This is a genomic window from Streptomyces sp. NPDC051310, from assembly GCF_044455245.1.
Taxonomy (GTDB): Bacteria; Actinomycetota; Actinomycetes; order Streptomycetales; family Streptomycetaceae; genus Streptomyces.
In genome coordinates this window covers 332,238-349,852 of the sequence record NZ_JBITEO010000002.1, presented here as the reverse complement: position 1 = coordinate 349,852, position 17,615 = coordinate 332,238, and the positions used below count along the sequence as shown (strand labels likewise).

Sequence of the window (17,615 nt, the reverse complement as noted above, 5' to 3'; positions counted from 1 at the left end):
CGCGCCGAGTTGTGTTCGATTCAGGTCACTCGTGCGGGTGGCGTGGACGTCACGCGGATGCGCTCAACTTGCGTACGCGGTCGGCGTCGCAGGTACGCGGACAGGTGACGCAGGTGTCCTCGGGACGCAGGGTGTAGAAGAGGCAGCAGCTCGCCCGGTCGCGGGTGGCCAGCGACTCGCCGCCCGGCCCGGTCAGTGCGCGGAAGCCGGCCGTGCCGACGTACGGCTTGGCCGCCGTCGTGCCCGGGAACAGCCGCTCCAGCTCCGCCATCGCGCGCGGCTCCTCGCCGAGCAGGTGCCCGAGGTACCAGAGGCCCTCGACGACCTCGTCCGTCGCCATGCCCCACAGGGCGCGCTTCCCGCGCCGCATGCGCGGGCCGAAGCCGTCCAGCACCGGCTCCAGGTGCTCGGCGACGGCCGCCCGCACCTCGGCGCGCAGCGCCTCCTCGTCCGGTACGACGCGGGCGCCGGGCAGCGCGGCGGCCGGGTCGCCGGGCAGGCACGCGAACGCGCGCACCCGTACCGTCATGCGGCCGAGCGTCCGCTGGAAGGCCACGTCGGCGACCGGCAGCCGGGGCACCCGCCGGTGGAGGAACCACGGGACCGTGAACAGCAGGCAGGCGGGCCACGCGTACCGGTGGAGACCGAAGCTGGCCACGACGTCGGGGCGGGCCCGCTGCCCGTAGTCCCGCAGCACCTGGGCGTCGTCCCAGGCGAGGAAGGCGTCCAGGGCCGGCCCGCCGGCCGCCAGCTCGTCCGCGCCGACCCAGCCCGCGCCGCGCGGCGCCGCCTCGCCCTCCGCCGGCTCGTGCACCCGCAGCCCGGGGAAGACCTCGGCGAGGCGCGCATAGGCGTCCGCGACCGGTGACGCGAGCGTCGGGAGCAGGGCGGGCACGGTCATGCAGGGACCACCGAATCACGATCGTTGGCAGGTTAGCCTTACCTTACCCGATCTGATGCGTATGGGAACTGGGTCTCCGTGCGTTTATGGTGCACAAGGGCCCCTGCCGCCGCGGGCGGGGCTCCGGTACCAGGCACCAGGAGGACCCGAGTGGAGCAGGGCAGAGCGAGCGGGGCGGCCGCGCCGTCACAGCCGCATCCCGCCGTCCGCGTCCCCGAACAGGCGCGGGGCGAACACACCCACAGCGAGCCCTCCGCGCCCGCCGCCCCGCGGCTCGTGCAGCGGCACTCCGTGCGCGGACAGGTCCTCGACGCCCTGCGCACCGCCCTGGTCGGCGGTGAGCTCGTCCCCGGCGAGGTGTACTCGGCGCCCGCCCTCGGGATGCGCTTCGGGGTCTCCGCCACGCCCGTGCGCGAGGCGATGCAGCAGCTCGCCCTCGAAGGCGCCGTCGAGGTCGTGCCCAACCGCGGCTTCCGCGTCATCTCGCGCAGCCCCCGGGAGCTCGCCGAGCTCGCCGAGGTCCGCGCCCTCATCGAGGTGCCGGTCATGCTGCGGCTGGCCCGTACCGTCCCGGCCGCCCGCTGGACCGAGCTGCGGCCGCTCGCCGAGGCCACCGCGACCGCCGCCGCCCGCGGGGACCTCGCCCACTACGCCGAGTCCGACCGCGCCTTCCACCGCGCGGTCCTCCTGCTGGCGGGCAACGAACAGCTCGTCGCCCTCGCCGACGACCTGCACCGCCGCTCCCAGTGGCCGCTCACCGGCCGGCCCCCCACCCGCCGCGCCGACCTGATCGCGGACGCGGCGGAACACGGCGCGCTGCTGGACGCGCTGATCGCCCGGGACCTGCCGGTCGTACAGTCGCTGGTGCGCGAGCACTTCACCAGCGCCGGATGAGCCGGTACGCCGCCGTCTGGCAGGTCGCCAACCGTCTGGGCGTGGTCGCCGGGACGCCCGGCGAGCTGCTGTCGGCCGTGCTGGCCGGTCCGCCCGGCACGCTGCGGATACCCCTGGCCCCGGACGACGACCTCGCCCGGAGCCTGCGGGCCCTCGGCCACGTCGACGTCGTCACCGAACATCCCCCCGCCCGCCCGCCCGCGGCCCCCGTCGACCTCGGCGACCCGGCCGCCGTCTGCGCCGCCGACCCCCTCGGCGTCACCGAGGCGTACGAGTCCGACCCCGACCCCCGCGGCGGCCTGCGCGCCGCCTGGCTGCGCGCCGGCCAGTCCCTCGTGCGCGACCAGGACCCCGCGGACCGCGCCCTGGTCCTCCTCGCCGCACTCGACGGGACCGCCGACCCCCGGCTGCGAACGGCGCTCGCGGAGCGGGCCGCCGCAGCGGCCTGGAACCTCGTCGGGTCGTCCCGCCGGCGGTGCACCGCCCTGACCACCACGCCCGGCGGCCGCCGGGCGGTCGCCGCCGGCCCGGCCGAGCGCATCACGGCGCTCGCCTGCCTCCCGGACGGCACCCGGCTGGTCCTCGACGAACGGGGGCGCCTGCACCCCCGGGGCGGCCCCGGCACCCGGCTGACGGCCGCCGTGGCGGCCACCCTCGACAGCCACCCCGCCACCGCCCTCGCGGCCGCCGGGGACACCGTGCTGACCGGCGACCGCATGGGCACCGTCCACGCCTTCAGCCTCCGCGGGGTGCACCAGGCGGCGCTGCACTCCGGCCGGGTCACCGCCCTGACGGCGCCCGCGCCCGGCTCCGCGTACAGCGGCGGCACCGACGGCACCGTACGCGCCTGGCGGCCCGGCCGCGCCCCCGGGCGGACACCGGTGGCGCGGCGCCCGCACCCGGTGACCGCGCTGCACGCGACGGGCCGCCTCCTGGCCGTCGCCTGGGCGGACGGCCTGGCCGAACTGCACCGCCTCGACACCGGCGAGGTCGCGGCCTTCCGCCCCGGGCCGCGGATCCGCGCCGTCGCCGTGACCGACGACGGCACGCTCGTCCTCGGGCTCGACGAGACGCTGCTGCACCTCGCTTACGCCGGACGCACCCGGCCGGAGCGCTCGTGCGGGTGACCCGGCTTCCCCGGGCCCCGCGGAGGGCACCCGTGAGGGTCAGGATCCAGTGGACCCGACCCCGGCCGAAGGGACGCCGCCCCCATGACTCCGCCGCTCCGCCGCCGCACCGCCGGGCTCCGCGCCCTGGCCGTGCTGCCCGTGTCCGTCATGACCCTCACGGCGCTGGCCCCGGCACCGGAGCGCGCCACGGACGACGCCGTGTACGCCGTGTCCCTCGGCGACGGCTTCATCGCCGGGGAGGCGGCCCGCTGGAAGGGCAACGCGGAGGGCGACTGGTCGAAGGGCGGCGTCCCGGCCGCCCTGCGCGCCGCCACCGACCGCACCCAGGCCGACAACCTCCCCCTCGACTCCGTCTACGCCCCGAGCGCATCGGACTGCCACCGGTCGGACACGGCCGAGATCCACGGCGCGAAGGGCGCCCCCAGCCCCCACGGCGACATCGACCACCCGGTCAACCTGGCCTGCTCCGGCGCGCAGGCCCGGAACCTGCTGAGCGAGCCGTACCGCAGCGAGCGGACCCAGATCGAGCAGCTCGAAGCGCTCCTCGCGCTGCCGGACACCGAGGTCGGTCACGTCGTCGTCTCCATCGGCGGCTCCACCCTGCCGGAGACCGCGCGCAAGTGCGCCGAGTCCTGGAAGTCCGACGCGTACTGCTCCGTGAACCCGGCGATCACCGGGCCCGCGCTCGCGGCCGTCCGGAACGCGCAGAAGGAGGCCGCCGACACCGTCGCCGAGGTCAAGAGGGCGCTGGCCGCCGCCGGTTCGTCCGCCCGGATCGTCCTGCAGTCCTACCCCGCCGCCCTCGCGCCCGGGGACGCGGCCACGACGGCCGGGGAGGAGGGCAGCTGGACCCGCTGGGGCACGTACGGCTGCCCCTTCTACAACCGCGACCTGGCCTGGCTCGACACACAGGTGTACCCGGCGCTGTCCGACGCCCTGAGGAAGGCCGCCGCCGCCCAGCAGGTCTCCTTCCTCGACGTACGGCAGATCAACACCGGCCACGAGGTCTGCCGCACGAGCGCCCGGCAGGCCGAACTCACCCCCGGCGGCCACGTCCACCTCCCCGACGCCCGCGACGCCCAGTGGGCCCGCTACTTCGAACGCTCCCGGAGCCCGCTCCCGCCCGCCGAGCAGGCCGAGTCCCTGCACCCCAACTTCTACGGCCAGCAGGCCCTGCGCAGCTGCCTCTCCGACGCCCTGGAGCGGATCGCCGCGGAGGGCAGGAACCTCGCCCTGAGCTGCACGGGCGCCGAGGGCAGGGCCCCGGACGACATCACGGCGACGGCCGGGAGCTGACGGCCGGCACGCCGGGCCCGCGCGCACGCGATCCCTCCGCGAATCCGTCCGTACGGGGCACGCCGGGCGCGCGGGGGCGCTACCGTGCGGTCAACTGCCCGTCCTCCTGCGGACGGCGGCCGCCGCCCCCGCCACCGTGCGGTTCAAGGTGCTGCTGCTGGCCCGCACCGACGGCGACTGGTGGTACGACCTGCCCGCCGCCACCGGGCTGGAGGAGCTGTACGACGCTCCCGCCACGCCGCTGCGCTCCAGCCGGACCCCGGATGCCACCCCGAGGCGTACCGCGAGGCCGTGGACGGCCTGGCCCGCGCCCTGCCGCGGGTGCCCGGGCAGGACCATCACGACTGGACCGCCCTGGCCGCGCGCGTGACGCGCTCCTTCGCGTACCGGACCCGGCCGCCGGACATGGAGGTGGCGCTCACCCTGCACATGACCGCGCTCGTCGACCTGCTGGACGCGGCCCACCGACCGGGCGGCGGCGCGGCCGGCGCCCGCCCCATCGAGGAACGGCTGCTCGACTACGAGCGCCGCCACTGGATCGCCGTCGAGGCCGATTTGGGCCTGAAGAAGCGCAGGGGCATCGAGACCGTCCTGGCCGCCGCGTTCCTGTGCGGGGCCGCCGCCGAGGAGGAGGCCGACGCCCTGCTGGAGCGGGTGCCGGTGCTGAACGGCCAGACCACGGACGTCCGCTGGGCCGTCCGCGACTGGATCGGGGCCCTCTACCCGCCGCCGGGCCCGTCCCAGGTCTGGGGCTCCCTGCGGCCGGACCGCCTGGCCGAGTACTTCCTCGGCAGCCGGCTGCGCACGGACCCCCGCCTCGCCGACCGCCTGCTGGCCGGGGCGTCCGGGGCCCAGGCCACCCGGCTGCTGGACCTGCACACCCGGGCCGCCGGACACCCCGCGCACCACGGGCGCCTCGACGCCGAGCTCACCGGCCTGTGCACCCGTCACCCGGAGCTGCTCGGGCCCGCCGCCGTCGACGTCGCCACCCGCGTCGAGCGGCCGGAGCCGCTGGTGCCGGCGTTGTACCGGATCGCGGACGACCCCCGCACGGATCCCGCGCACCTGATGGCGCTGCTGGAGCGCCTCCCCGTCTCCAGCCACAACCTCGCGCCCTGGGCGCTGCACCTCACCCGGCGGCTGACCGGCATCCACCGCGCCCGTGCGGACCGGGACGGGACGTGTCCGCCGGAGCTCGCCCTGCTGCTGCGCAAACTGTGCGCCCGGCTCCTCGGCATGGGGCGCCGGCAGGAGGCGTACGAGGTGGCGGAGGAGGCCGTCCGCAGGCTGCGGCCGTCGGCGCGGGCGGACGCCCCCGCGCTGCTGCCGCACCTGGCCGCGTCCCTGCACAACCTGTCGATCGCCCTCGGCTCCGTCGGCCGGCGGGCCGACGCGATGGAACCCGCCTACGAGGCCGTCGCCCGCTACCGCGAGCTCGTCGCCGGGTCCACCGACGGGTCCGCCACCCCGGTGTACCGCTCCGAGCCGGCGCACGCCCTCAACGCCGTCGCCGCCGCCGAGGGCGAACTTGGCCGCCCCGAACGGGCCCTGACGGCCGTGCGGGAGACCGGCCGCATCCGGCGCGAGCTCGTCGGCAGCCGGAGCGACGCCACCCCCGCGCAGCGGGCGGAGCTGGCCGACGGCCTCAGCAACCTCGCCATCTGGCAGCAGGAGTGCGGCGAGCCCGGGCCGGCGCTGGAATCGAGCCGGGAGTCCGTACGGCGCTACCGGGCCCTGGCCGAGGAACGTCCGGACGCCTTCCGGACCGGTCACGCCCGGAGCCTCGGCACGTACGCGAACTGCCTGCGGGCGAACGGACGGTACGCCGAAGCCCTCCGGGCCGCGCGGGAGGCCCTCGACATCCGGCGCCGGCTGGCGGACGCCTCCGCCGCGTTCGTCGTGCTGCTGGGTTCCGCGGGTGAGGCGCTGGTGACGGCCGACCGCCGCAGGGAGGCGCTGCCCCTCGTGGACGAGGCCGTCACCCTGCTGGACGGGCCGCTGGAGGGCACCCCGGTCGGACAGGCCCTGCTGGGCGCGCTGCTGCCCCTCCTCGGCGTCCTGCGGCAGGGCGCCGGCCCGGGGACGGCGGATGCCGCACTGCGGCGGGCCGTCGCGGTGGCCGAGGACCTGGTCCGCACCGAGCCCGCGCACCCGCCCGTGCTCCAGCGGGCGCTCTGCGTCCTGGGCGCGTACCTCGTCGAACGGCGACAGCCCGCGGAGGGACGGGCGCTCCTGGACCGGGCCACCGATCTGGGCCGCGCCCTGGCCGCCGCCGACGCGGCGCAGCGGCCCGCCCTGGCCTGGGCGCTCGCGTCCGCGGGCCACTACCCGGCGGCGGACGAGCCACGGCGTCCCGGCGCGCTGGAGACCACCGCGGAAGCGGTCGCCCTCGGCCGCCGCCTGGCCGAGGAGGCCCCCGACGGCCCGGCGGCCCACGAGCCCCTGCTGGCCTGGGCGCTGGCCGACCACGGACTGCGCCTCGCCGAGGCCGCACGGTACGACGAAGCGCTGCCCACCGGGTCGGAGGCCGTCGCCCTGGCCCGCGGCGCGGGCCAGAAGCCGTACCTCGCCTTCGCCTTCTACGCACGCGCCACCATCCGGCTCCTGGCGCGGGTGGAGCACGGGCCGGCCCAGGAGGACATCGCACAGGCCCTCGCGCTGGACCTCGCCCGCGAGGAGCCGGGCCTCGTCGCCACCTACCTCACGTCCGCGGAACTGACGCGCCGGCGCCTCGCCCGCGAGCCGCACCACCCGTGACGCGGCCTCCACCGTCCGGGCCGGAGCCGTACGCACGCTCCACCCTGGCCACGTGCACCACGTACTCCTCGTACCAGTGCTCACGGCCGTACGCGCGCGCGGCCGCGTGCTCGGCGTTCTCGCGCCAGGCGGCGACGGCCGCCTCGTCGGTGAAGTACGCGACGGTGATGCCGCGCCCGTCCGCGCCGCGGACGGACTCGTGACCGAGGTACCCCGGCTGCTGTGCGGCGAGGCGTCCCATGCGGGCGGCCGTCCCGGCGTAGCCGTTGTCGCCTTCGGTGCGGCGGGAGGTGAAGATCACGGCGTAGTACGGGGGGCGGTGGGCCGGGACCAAGGACGTGGACATGCTTCTCCCCAGGTACGGAGGGCGGGTGGGAACGCCCTTCACCCTCCGTGGCCGGTGGCCCCGCGTCCAGGGGAGCCGGTGAAAGGGATCCGACTCTTTACCCTGCGCCCTCGTCGCCCCGTAAGCCCGGCAGGAGCTGCGGTGCGACCGGTAGGCGGCGGGCGCCCGGCCGAACGAGCCTTGCGGAGACGTCTCTTGACAGTCCGTCACCCGGACATCGGTTCCGGGTGACGGACCGTCGGTGACGGTGCGGGCCGACGCGGCCCGTGCTCAGGCGGCCCGCTGCGCCGCCAACTGCGCCGCCAGCCAGGTCGGTACGCCGCCCATCAGCCGGAACAGCCGGCGCGCTTCCTCCCGCAGCCGTGCCGCGTCCGGCTCCGGCTCGGCGTCCGCGAGGGCCGCCAGCGCCGGAGCCGTACCCACCAGGTAGCCGAGCTCCTCGCGCAGCCGCAGCGACTCGGCGAAGCCGTGCCGCGCCTCCGCCACGTCCCCGTCGTGCAGGGCCAGTCCGGCCAGGTGGCGCCAGGTGAAGGAGAGCAGCAGCCGGTCGTCCTGGGCGGCGGCGCCCGCATGGGCGCGGCGGTACGCGGCGCGGGCTGCCTGCGGGGAGTCGGCGAGGTTCTGGGCGATCAGCCCGCGCCGGAAATCCAGCAGCGGGCGGCCCGGTGCGGCCGGGCCGATGAGCGCCGCGGCGCGGCCGAGCGCCGCGCGGGCCTCGTCGGCCCGGTCCCGGACGCCCAGCAGCGTCGACGCGTAGGCGAGGTAACCGCGTTCGCAGGCGGCCGCGCCGCGCTCCTCGTCGTCCTGGGCGAGCGCCTCGGCCGCGCGCAGCGCGTCCTCCGCCTCGGCCCAGCCCTGCTCCGTGTAGAGGCACCGCTCGATCAGCAGGGACGCGCGCTGGAGCGCCACGGCCGGGTCGTGCGCGCCGGGTACGAGGAGGGCGGCCGCGTCGGTCCAGCAGCCGCGGGAGCGCAGCCGCCATACCGCGGTCTGGAGTGGATCGTCGCTTGCGGTCGTTCCGGAACCAGACATGGCGGTATGCGCCACATTGCCCTCCCCGAGCGCGCCATCGAGCTGTTGGGTCCGGACGCATCTCAGCACGGATGGGCATGCCCGGCCAAGGGCCCAGGTGAAAGGATTCACAAACGGCCGGGGATCAACGCCCCACCGGATCCGCCCACGCGCCGTCCTCCGGAGCCGTCAGGGCAAGGTGACCGCCGTCGTCGAGGGGCGTCGGCACGGTGAGGCGGGCGAGCGGCCGGGTTCCGTCGAAAAGGTGAACCTCCCCGTGGCCGCCCCGGGTGACGGCGACGAGGGAGGCGCCCGGTGACGCGGCGATCGCCCGCCGCTGCACCCCGTCCCAGGGGGTGCCGCCGGGCTTCGGCGCGCCGTCCATGGGCGGCAGCGGCCGCCGCGCGGCGACCCGGGGTACGTCCGGGTCCAGCAGGACCAGCTCGTCGCCGTCCGGGTGCACGCGCGCGTACGCGACGTGGTGCGCGGCGACCGCGAGCCGGAAGACCAGCCCGGGGCCGAGCGGGACGCGGCCGGTGCGGCCGGTGCCGAGGGAGTGGAACCAGGCGTCGTTGGACCACTCCGGCCAGCGGCCGGGGTCGGCCGGCCCGCCGCGCACGCAGGACCACAGCGTCCGGCGCACCGGATCGAGCCGCAGGTAGTACCCGCGCCCCGGCCCCGCCCAGGGCAGCGGATCCTCCGTCACGAGCCGGTCGCCGTCGCGCCGGACGCGGTGCACCCCGGAGCCGGCGGCGGCGAACACCCGCCCGGTGACCGGGTCGTGGGCGTCGCCGTGGCCGTCGTGGTCGGGCAGCCCGGCCTCGTACGCGGGCGCCGCGGGCGGGCACGCGGGCGCGGCGGCCAGCAGGTCGCCGAACCGGTACGCCGCGAGCGCGCCGGGCTCGCGGTGCCTCAGGACGACGAGCGGGTCGTCCGGAGCCGTATCCCCGTGCGGGGAGCCCGGGCCGGCGGGCCGGTGCGTCCCCGGCGCCGGGGGCCCGTCCGGCCCGGCCGCCGTCCCGCCCGCCCGGCGGGTGTTCGCGGCGCCGAGCACCGTCACCCCAGGCTCGCCGGTGCGCGTGCGGACGCGGACCGACCGGGGGCCAGCGGCCAGGTCCACCACCGTGAGCAGGTCGGACCAGGGCTCCTCGTTGCGGCCGCAGCCCGTCGTCACCGCGAGGTGCCGCCCCGACGGGTCGGCGGCCAGGTGCTCGGCCGGTACGGCCACCGGAGCCGTCGCCGCGACCAGCGGGCGGCCGGCGTCCGGGCCGTACGGGTCGAGGACGACGAGCTCGCCGGCGAGGTCGTCGACGAAGGCCCACCGGCCGCCGGGGAGGGCGAGGAAACCGGCGTGCTCGGCGAGGTGCCGGTGCTCCACGACACCGACCACCCGGCCGTCCGGCAGGTCCAGGACCCGTATCGATCCGGCGACTTGGTCGGCTACCAGCAGACGGGGCGCGAGCGGCACGGCGGTTCTCCCGAGGGGGTGGGCGGACGGAGACTTTACTGATAATGATTATCATGTGGCACTCGTGGGGCGGGGGACGGCCGGGGAGCCTCCGCCGCACTCCCACCCCCGCCCCGGCACCGAGACGGAGAACCGAGAGCCCTATGTCACGCAGGATGCTGGGAACCGTGCGCCGCTGGGTCGCCGCGGCCGTCATGGGCACGCTGCTCGCCGGCTGCGGATCCACCGCAGACACCGCCGGGGAGGAGGGCAAGGCCGGGCCCAGGACCGACGTGAAGGTCGAGCCCATCAGAGCCGCCCGGTCCGTCACCGACGCCAAGGGCGTCACCGTCACCACGAAGGCCGCCCCGCGGCGCGTCGTCTGCCTCGTCGCGCTCTGCGACGACATGCTCGCCGAACTCGGCATGGAGCCCGCCGCCACCAACTCCCGGCTGCTCGCCCACCCCGCCTTCCTGGGCAAGGCAAAGGCGGCGAGGATCCCGGTCGTGCCGGGCGGCTTCCTCGCCCCGGAGGCCGAGGCGATCCTCTCGTACGAGCCGGACCTGGTGATCGGACTGGAGGACACCCACGGCAAGCTCGCGCCGGCGCTCAAGGGCGCCACGGTCTTCTGGCCGGTCCAGCCGGACAGCTGGGAGGACAGCGTCGGCTACCTGCGCGACCTCGCCGCCCTCACCGGACGCACCCGGCAGGGCGAGGCCGCCGAGAAGGCGTTCCGCACGAAGCTCGCGAAGGCCGAGAACGCCCGGAGCGACAGGACCGCGCTGATCATCTTCGGCAGCGACGAGAACTTCGGCGTCGCGACGCCCGGCAACGACGTCGTCGCGGGACTGTTCCCGAAGATCGCGCACTACCCGTGGAAGAGCCGCGGCGTCGAGGGCACGTACAGCATGGAGGAGATCCTCGCCGCCGACGTCGAAGTGATGTTCGTCGAGACGCTCTCCTTCGGCGGCCCGTCCGACGGCAAGCTCTCCGACAAGCTCGCCGCGAACCCGCTCTGGTCCCGCATCCCGGCCGTGAAGAACGGCGACGTCCACGAGGTCGACTCCGAGGTGTGGGCCAAGGGCCGCGGCACCCGGTCGCTCGGCATCGTCCTCGACGAGGCCACGGCCGCACTCGCGTGACCGCCCCCGTGTACCCGACCGCGACCGCCGCCGGGTCCCCGCCCCTGCGCCGGGTCCTCGCGGCCGCCCTGATCCTGCTGGCGGTCACCGGTTGCGCGCTGTGCCTCGGGACGCCCTACGTGCCGCCCGCCGCGCTCGCCTCCGCGCTCGGCGGGGACGGTCTCGCCGGGGTCGTCGTGACCGAACTGCGATTGCCCCGGCTCCTGCTGGGGCTCGTCGCCGGCGCCTGCCTGGGCGCCGCGGGACTCGTCCTGCAGGAGGCCCTGCGCAACCCGCTCGCCGTCCCCGAACTGCTCGGCGTCTCCAGCGGCGCCGCGCTCGGGGTCGCCGCCCCGCTGGTCCTGGCCCTGTCCGTGCCGCTCGCCGTGCAGCCGCTGCTCGCCCTCGGCGGCGCGGCGGCCGGTGGCGTCCTGACGCTGCTCGCCGCCGGGTTCGGGCGCAGCCCCTCCGCCGTGCTGCTGACCGGCGCGGCCGTTGCCGCCGCCCTCCAGGCCGCGCTGCTCGTGCTGATGGTGCTGGCCGACCAGCTCGACCTCCAGCTCATCTACCGCTACCTGCTCGGCAGCCTCTCCGCCCGCACCTGGGACGACGTGACGGGACTGGGGCCGTGGCTCGTCGTCGCCGTGCCGGCGCTGGTCCTGTGCGCGCCGGTGCTGAGCGTGCTGCGGCTCGGCGACGACGACGCGCGGGCCCTCGGCGTACGGGTGCGGCGGGCGCGGCTCGCCGCCCTCGCCATCTCGGTGCTGCTCATCGCGCCGGTCGTCGCCGTGTGCGGGCCGGTCGCCTGGGTCGGCTTCCTCGCGCCGCACCTGGCACGGCGGTTGCGGCCCGGCGCGGACGCGGTGCGGCTGCTGCCCTGGGCGGCGGTGTGGGGCGCGCTGGTCGTGGCCTGCGCGGACCAGCCGGCGCGGCTCGCGCTCGCCCCGGTCGAGACGCCGGTCGGCGCCTGGACGGCGCTGCTGGGCGTCCCGGCCGGTGTCGCCCTGCTGAAGGCGGGCCGCCGGTGACGCACGCACGGCGCGCGGCCGCCCTCCTCCTGCTGGTCCTCCTCGTCGCGGCCGCCGGTCTGGTCGCCGGGCGCGCCGTATCCGCCTCCGGTGTCTGGGAGGTGCTCGGGGGTGGCGGCGACCCCATGGCCCGGCACGTCGTCCTCCGGCTGCGGCTGCCGCGCACCCTGGTGGCGCTGGCCGCGGGCGCCTCGCTGGGGCTCGCGGGCACGGTCCTGCAGTCGGCGCTGCGCAACCCGCTCGCCGGGCCCGAGGTCACCGGCGTCACGCCCGGTGCCGTGCTCGGCGCGGTCACCGCGAGCGGCCTCGGTCTCGCCGGCTGGGAGTCCCCGGCCGCCGTGGTGACCGCGGCGTGCCTGGGCGGGTTCGCCGGCGCGGGCCTGCTGTGGCTGCTCGCGGGGCGCGGGAAGGGCGACCCGGCGCAGACGGCCGTGCACGGTGTGCTCGTCTCCGCGGTGCTTTCCGGGCTGACCGCCATGGTGCTGCTGGTCGCCCCCGGCGAACTCGGCAGCGTCGTGCAGTGGCTGGTCGGCTCCACCGAGGGCCGCGTATGGGAGCACTGGCACCTGCTGTGGCCCTGGGCGGCCGTCTGGGCCCTGGCGGCCTGCGCGCTGGCCGCCCCCCTGACCCTGCTGCGCTGCGGTGACGAACAGGCGTCGGCGGCCGGGCTGGACACCGGCCGGGCGCGCGCGGCCGCGCTGGTGTGCGCGGTGGCGCTGACCGCGGGAGCGGTCTCGGCCGTCGGCGCGCTCGGCTTCGTCGGGCTGCTCGTGCCCCATCTGGCGTTCGCGCTCTTCGGCGCGGACCTGCGGGCCGCGCTGCCCGGGGCCGCGTTGCTCGGGGCGGCGGTGGTGGGCGGCGCGGACGCCGCGGCCCAGTGGCTCTCGCAACTGGTGGCGCGCGCGGTGGACATGGACCGGCTGAGCGTCCCCGCCGGGGCGCTGACGACCTGCGTGGGCGCGGTGCTGCTGCTGATGGTGGCGCGCCGCCGCACGCTGAACGAGGAGCAGGGATGAGCGTTGCTCAGGACACCGCGGCCACGGCGACGGGGACGGTGCGCGTCGACGGGGTCCGCTTCGGCTACCCGGACCGGGAGGTGCTGTCCGGGGTCGACCTGGACATCACGCCCGGCGAACTCGTGGCCCTGGTGGGCCTCAACGGCTGCGGCAAGAGCACCCTGCTGCGGCTGTGCGCCGGACTGCTCCGGCCGGCCTCCGGGCGGGTGCTGCTGGACGGCCACGACCTGGCCCGGCTCGGCCGCCGCGCGGCCGCGCGGCGGGTGGCCCTGCTGCACCAGCAAGCCCCACCTGTCCCGGGAATGACCGTCCGCCAGCTGGTGCGGCAGGGGCGGTACGCGGCCCGCGGGCCGCTCGGCATGCTGCGCGACGGCGACGACGCGGTGTGCGCCCGGGCGATGGCGGACGTGGGGGTCGCGGGGTGGGCCGACCGGCCGGTGGACGCCCTGTCGGGCGGTGAGCGCCAGCGGGTGCGGCTGGCCATGGCGCTCGCCCAGGACACCCGCGTCCTGCTGCTGGACGAGCCCACCACGTATCTCGACCTGCGCCACCAACTGGAGGTCATGCAGACGGTGGTGCGGCTGCGCGAGGAGCGCGGGCTGACCGTCGTGATGGTGCTGCACGACCTGGGGCACGCGGCGCGGTTCGCGGACCGGATCGTGGCGCTGCGCGGCGGCCGTGTCGCGGCGGACGGCCCGCCGGCCGAGGTGGTCACGCCCGGACTCCTCGCCGGCGTCCTGGGTGTCGCGGGCCGGGTGGGCCGCGATCCGCAGGGCGGATGGCCGGTGTGTTACCCGGATCACCCTCTCCCGTCCGCCGAGGGGCTTGCGAAATGAAAATCATATTCATTAGTGTCGGTGGTGCGTCGCCGGTCCGGCGGCGCGGTCACCCGTACTGAACGGAGGCTCAATCCATGGAGCAGAACAAGGTGTTCACGCCGATCGCCGAGCAGGGTCAGCTGGCCCACCTGTCGGCGACCCACTCCAACGCGCTCGTCGAGAACCCCTTCGACGACGCCGTCGAGGCCGACGCGGACAAGTAGGCCCCGCGTCCCACCCGTGCCTGGGGCCCGCCCGGATCGCCTTTCCGGGCGGGCCCGCCCCGTCCCCCCACCCCCTTTCCCCCTGGAGGAATCCCGTGGCCACCGTGCGGCTCGCCCCCGGCGTCGTCCTCGTCACCGTCCCTGACCGGGGCCTCGCCGTCCGCACGCCCGACGGAACGTTCCTCCAGGTGCACACCGGAACGGTGGACGAGGCCGCGCTCCTCGCGCACCTCACCGGCGGGGGACCGGCGGGTCCGGAACTCGCCGCTCTGGCACGGGCCTTCGAGGAGGCGGGCTACACCACGCGCACACCGGCGCCCGCCCCGCTCGGCGGACGCACCGTGGTCGTGCTCGGCGACGCCGGGCTGACAGGGCCGCTCACCCGGTGCGTCCGCGACGCGGGAGCCACCGTGCGCCACGACCTCCCCGGCACGCCGGACGCGCACACCGCCGTCGTGTGGTGCCTGGACGGGCCCGCGCCCCAGGGGATCTGGGACCGGGCCGACACCCTGCCCGCCCACGGCACCGCCTGGCTGCGCTGCCACCGCGAGGGCGCCCACGCCTGGCTGGAGCCCCTCGCCTGCGCCCCCGGCGACGTCACCTCCGCACACGTGCGGCTCCGGCGCCTGGCCGCCACCCCCGCCCACCGCGAACTCGCCGCCTACTGGGCCGGTCCGGCCACCCCCGACGACGGCCCCGCCCACACCGAGGCCTCCGCCGCGCTCACCGCCGCGCTGCTCACCGGCGACCTCATCGCCTGGGCCGGCGGCGCGCCCCTCGCCGTGCGGCGCCGGCTGCGCCGCATCGACCTGCGCGACCTCACCCTCACCGAGCACCCCGTGCTGCCGGTGCCGGACGTCGCGCCGCTGGACGCACCCCGATGACCCGCACCGTCCGCATCGACGGCCTGGCGACCGACGTGTGCCTGCCGCCCGCGCCGGGACCGCACCCCGCCGTCCTCGTCCGCACCCCGTACGACCGCCGCCACCACCGCGCCGAACTGCGCGGCTGGGCGGCCCGCGGCTTCGCCGCCCTCGCCCAGGACGTCCGCGGCCGGCACGCCTCGGACGGCGGCTGGGACCCGTACGGCGACCACGAGGCGAAGGACGGCGAAACCACCCTCCGCTGGATCCGCGAGCAGCCCTGGAGCGACGGCACGGTCGTCGCCTCCGGCGCCTCCTACGCCGCGTACTGCGCCCTCGTGACACCCGGCGCCGACGCGGTCATCGCCGCCGTACCCGCCCTCGGGCTCGCCGAGACCGCCCGCGAGACGACCGGGCCGGAGCGCCTCCTGGCCCGCGCCGGATGGTGGTCGGAGCACGGCGGCCCCCCGCCCGCCCGGGCCCGGCGGCTGGACCACCTCCCCATCCTCGGCATCCTCGACTCCCCGGCCTGGCCGGCCCTCTGGCGCGCCGCCCGCCGGCCCGTACCGGCCGCGGACGTGCCCCTGCTCGCCGTGGGCGGCACCCGCGACCCGTTCGCCGCGGACACCGTCCGGCTCTGGCGGCACTGGCCCGGCCCGGCCCGGCTGCTGCTCGGCCCCTGGGGCCACCGCCTCACCGCCGAACCGGCGCCCGAGGCCCGCCCGGCCCACCGGCTGAACCTCGGCGCCCTCCACACCGGCTGGGCCCGCGCCGCACTCGCCGGCCGGCTCACCGGCCGCGCCTCCGCGGTCGCCCTCGGCGGCAGCGACCACTGGTGCCGCCTGGCGGACCCCGGACTCACCCCGTACCCCTTCGGCGCGCCCACCGGCCCCCGCCCGCTGCGCGGCGCCGACTTCGTCGCCGACCCCGAGAGCCCGGTCCGCTCCGACACCCTCGACGTCCCCGCACACGGTGTCCCCGACCGCTGCCTGCTGCTCACACCCCCGCTCCCGCGCCCGCTGGACCTCCTGGGCCCGGCCGAGGCGCGCCTGGACGCGGTCGCCGACACGCCCAGCGCCGACTGGGCCGTCCGGCTCGTCGCCCTCGACCCCGCGGGCCGCGCCGATCCGCTCGCCACCGGCATCGTGCGCCGCACAACCCCCGGCCCCTTCACCGTCCCGCTCGGACACCTCGCCCGGCGCCTGGCCGCCGGGACGCGGCTGCGCGTCGAGGTCGCGGGCCACCACTTCCCGGCGCACGCCCGCAACCCGCACACCGGCGAGGACCCGGTGACCGCCACCCGCCTGCTGCCCTCGCGCCGCACCGTGCGCATGCGGAGCAGCGCGCTGCGCCTCCCCGTCGTCCGGGGCGTCCGCCCCCTCGACCCCGTACAGGAGATACAGACGTGAACCTCGAAGCCCTCGTGGACCCGGTCTGCGGGCTGATACGCGGCGTCGAAGCCGTACCGCACCCGGCCGGCGCCCCGCCCCGCTACACCGCGATGACCGCCGACGTCTCCGACGCCCGCCGGTTCGGCGCCTGGCCCGCCGACCGGGTCTCCCTCGGCACCACCTTCGGCGACCCGGCCGGCGCCCGGACCGCCGCCATCGCCGAGGCCGTCGAACGCTACTGCGGCAACCGCGTGCCCCCGCCCGGACACCCCGGCGCACCGCGCCGCGCCACCGCCGCCGAACTCACCGCCGAGGGCGCGCGCCTGTACGGCCCGGGTGACCTGCCCGCCTACGCCCCCTGGCAGTACGCCCGCCCCGGCTTCCCCTACCGGCCCCTCACCCCGGACACGCCCGCCCTGTGGGCACGCGGCACGGAGAACGGCGAGGAGTGCTGGGCACCCGTCGCCCTCACCCACCTCAACTGGCGCCAGGGCGCACACCGCTCCCTCCCGCGCACCCACCACCTCAACTACGCGGGCATCGCCACCGGCCAGGGCCTGGACGACGCCGTCGAACGCGCCCTGCTGGAGATCGTCGAACGCGACGCCCTCGAACTGTGGTGGCACCTCGACGGCCCCACCCGCGGCATCGACCCCGCGAGCGTGCCCGGCCTCCTCGACGACCTCGCCGGCACCTCCCTCGACGTGTGGATCGTCGAGATGCCCTCCGAGTTCGCCCCCTGCACGGCCGCGCTCGTCCACGACCCGGTCCGGGACATCCACGCCGCCGGCTTCGCCTGCCGCTACGACCCGGCCGAGGCCGCCCGCAAGGCGGTCCTCGAAGCGGTCCACACCTGGGTCTTCACCCAGGGAGCCGTCGACGCCGACGGCTGGGTCTTCCAGGCCGTCGAGGCCGGGATGCTGGCGCGCGGCCTCTACCTCGACCACCGGCCCGACCGGCGCTACCTCGACGACTGCGGCGAGGACTTCGCCGCCGTCCGCGACCTCGGAGCCCACGTCCAGGTGTGGCTCGACCCCCGCATGGCGCCCTATGCCCGCCGCTTCACCGAACCGGCCCTGGGCGTGGTGCCCGTCACCGACCTCGCGCCCACCACCCGCACCGCGCTCCACGACCGCCTCGCCCGCGCCGGCCACCGCGTCGTCACCGTCGACCTCACCACCGAGGACATCGCCGAGACCCCGCTGCGCGTGGCCCGCGTCCTCGTCTCCGGACTGATCCCCAACCAGCCGGCGGCCTTCGCCTACCTCGGCTGCCCCCGCTTCGCCCAGGCGGCCCTCGACCGGCGCTGGCGCACCGAAGCCCCCGTGCTCCCCGGGGACTTCACGCTCGCGCCCCCGCCCCACATGTGACC

16 protein-coding genes and 1 pseudogene are annotated in these 17,615 nt (G+C 77.1%); 12 read left to right on the top strand and 5 right to left on the bottom strand.

The window, feature by feature from the left end; genetic code table 11:
• Nucleotides 1-49: 49 nt before the first annotated feature.
• Nucleotides 50-901: a (2Fe-2S)-binding protein gene (locus ACIA79_RS04400; protein ID WP_399426632.1), complete on the bottom strand. Its 852-nt coding sequence runs from the start codon at nt 899-901 to the stop codon at nt 50-52.
• Nucleotides 902-1,051: 150 nt separating this feature from the next.
• Between ACIA79_RS04400 and ACIA79_RS04395 the strand changes: the two genes are divergently transcribed.
• The 3 genes from ACIA79_RS04395 (at nt 1,052) to ACIA79_RS04385 (ending at nt 4,221) form a co-directional block, all read left to right on the top strand.
• Complete coding sequence (locus ACIA79_RS04395; RefSeq protein ID WP_399426631.1) at nt 1,052-1,795, top strand: GntR family transcriptional regulator; 744 nt, start codon at nt 1,052-1,054, stop codon at nt 1,793-1,795.
• Nucleotides 1,792-2,922: a WD40 repeat domain-containing protein gene (locus ACIA79_RS04390; RefSeq protein ID WP_399426630.1), complete on the top strand. Its 1,131-nt coding sequence runs from the start codon at nt 1,792-1,794 to the stop codon at nt 2,920-2,922. The genes ACIA79_RS04395 and ACIA79_RS04390 overlap by 4 nt, the downstream gene beginning before the upstream one ends.
• A gap of 84 nt (nt 2,923-3,006) precedes the next feature.
• Nucleotides 3,007-4,221, top strand: coding sequence for a hypothetical protein (locus ACIA79_RS04385; RefSeq protein WP_399426629.1), 1,215 nt, complete (start codon nt 3,007-3,009; stop codon nt 4,219-4,221).
• 90 nt (nt 4,222-4,311) lie between these two features.
• Here ACIA79_RS04385 and ACIA79_RS04380 read toward each other — a convergent pair whose 3' ends face one another.
• Complete coding sequence (locus ACIA79_RS04380; RefSeq protein ID WP_399426628.1) at nt 4,312-4,491, bottom strand: hypothetical protein; 180 nt, start codon at nt 4,489-4,491, stop codon at nt 4,312-4,314.
• Nucleotides 4,492-4,512: 21 nt separating this feature from the next.
• Here ACIA79_RS04380 and ACIA79_RS04375 point away from each other — a divergent pair, with 21 nt between their 5' ends.
• A complete protein-coding gene (locus ACIA79_RS04375; RefSeq protein ID WP_399426627.1) occupies nt 4,513-6,978 on the top strand; it encodes a tetratricopeptide repeat protein in 2,466 nt (821 codons plus the stop codon).
• Here ACIA79_RS04375 and ACIA79_RS04370 read toward each other — a convergent pair.
• From ACIA79_RS04370 to ACIA79_RS04360, 3 genes are all read right to left on the bottom strand, one after another.
• The gene (locus ACIA79_RS04370) at nt 6,923-7,324 is read right to left on the bottom strand and encodes an antibiotic biosynthesis monooxygenase family protein (protein WP_399426626.1); all 402 of its coding nucleotides are present in this window, start codon (nt 7,322-7,324) and stop codon (nt 6,923-6,925) included. The two genes, ACIA79_RS04375 and ACIA79_RS04370, sit on opposite strands and share 56 nt — an antisense overlap.
• 270 nt (nt 7,325-7,594) lie before the next feature.
• Nucleotides 7,595-8,356 (bottom strand): hypothetical protein, encoded by a 762-nt coding sequence (locus ACIA79_RS04365; protein ID WP_399426625.1) that lies wholly within the window; start codon nt 8,354-8,356, stop codon nt 7,595-7,597.
• A gap of 124 nt (nt 8,357-8,480) precedes the next feature.
• Entirely contained in the window at nt 8,481-9,803 is a 1,323-nt protein-coding gene (locus ACIA79_RS04360; protein WP_399426624.1) for a hypothetical protein, read from the bottom strand.
• A gap of 143 nt (nt 9,804-9,946) precedes the next feature.
• Here ACIA79_RS04360 and ACIA79_RS04355 point away from each other — a divergent pair, with 143 nt between their 5' ends.
• The 8 genes and pseudogenes from ACIA79_RS04355 (at nt 9,947) to ACIA79_RS04320 (ending at nt 17,613) form a co-directional block, all read left to right on the top strand.
• The gene (locus ACIA79_RS04355; protein ID WP_399426623.1) at nt 9,947-10,924 is read left to right on the top strand and encodes an ABC transporter substrate-binding protein; all 978 of its coding nucleotides are present in this window, start codon (nt 9,947-9,949) and stop codon (nt 10,922-10,924) included.
• A 71-nt stretch (nt 10,925-10,995) separates the two neighbouring features.
• Nucleotides 10,996-11,931 (top strand): FecCD family ABC transporter permease, encoded by a 936-nt coding sequence (locus tag ACIA79_RS04350; RefSeq protein WP_399426746.1) that lies wholly within the window; start codon nt 10,996-10,998, stop codon nt 11,929-11,931.
• On the top strand, nt 11,928-12,947 hold the full coding sequence (locus tag ACIA79_RS04345) for a FecCD family ABC transporter permease (protein WP_399426622.1): 1,020 nt from the start codon (nt 11,928-11,930) through the stop codon (nt 12,945-12,947). Before ACIA79_RS04350 ends, ACIA79_RS04345 begins: the two co-directional genes overlap by 4 nt.
• Nucleotides 12,944-13,799: pseudogene (locus tag ACIA79_RS04340) on the top strand (ABC transporter ATP-binding protein). The gene ACIA79_RS04345 and the pseudogene ACIA79_RS04340 overlap by 4 nt, the downstream one beginning before the upstream one ends.
• A gap of 61 nt (nt 13,800-13,860) precedes the next feature.
• Nucleotides 13,861-13,989 (top strand): streptamidine family RiPP, encoded by a 129-nt coding sequence (gene amiA / locus ACIA79_RS04335; RefSeq protein WP_267882580.1) that lies wholly within the window; start codon nt 13,861-13,863, stop codon nt 13,987-13,989.
• 95 nt (nt 13,990-14,084) lie between these two features.
• Entirely contained in the window at nt 14,085-14,873 is a 789-nt protein-coding gene (locus ACIA79_RS04330; protein WP_399426621.1) for a hypothetical protein, read from the top strand.
• Nucleotides 14,870-16,261 (top strand): CocE/NonD family hydrolase, encoded by a 1,392-nt coding sequence (locus ACIA79_RS04325; RefSeq protein WP_399426620.1) that lies wholly within the window; start codon nt 14,870-14,872, stop codon nt 16,259-16,261. Before ACIA79_RS04330 ends, ACIA79_RS04325 begins: the two co-directional genes overlap by 4 nt.
• Nucleotides 16,258-17,613, top strand: coding sequence for a YcaO-like family protein (locus ACIA79_RS04320; RefSeq protein WP_399426619.1), 1,356 nt, complete (start codon nt 16,258-16,260; stop codon nt 17,611-17,613). Before ACIA79_RS04325 ends, ACIA79_RS04320 begins: the two co-directional genes overlap by 4 nt.
• The last annotated feature ends 2 nt before the right edge of the window (nt 17,614-17,615 follow it).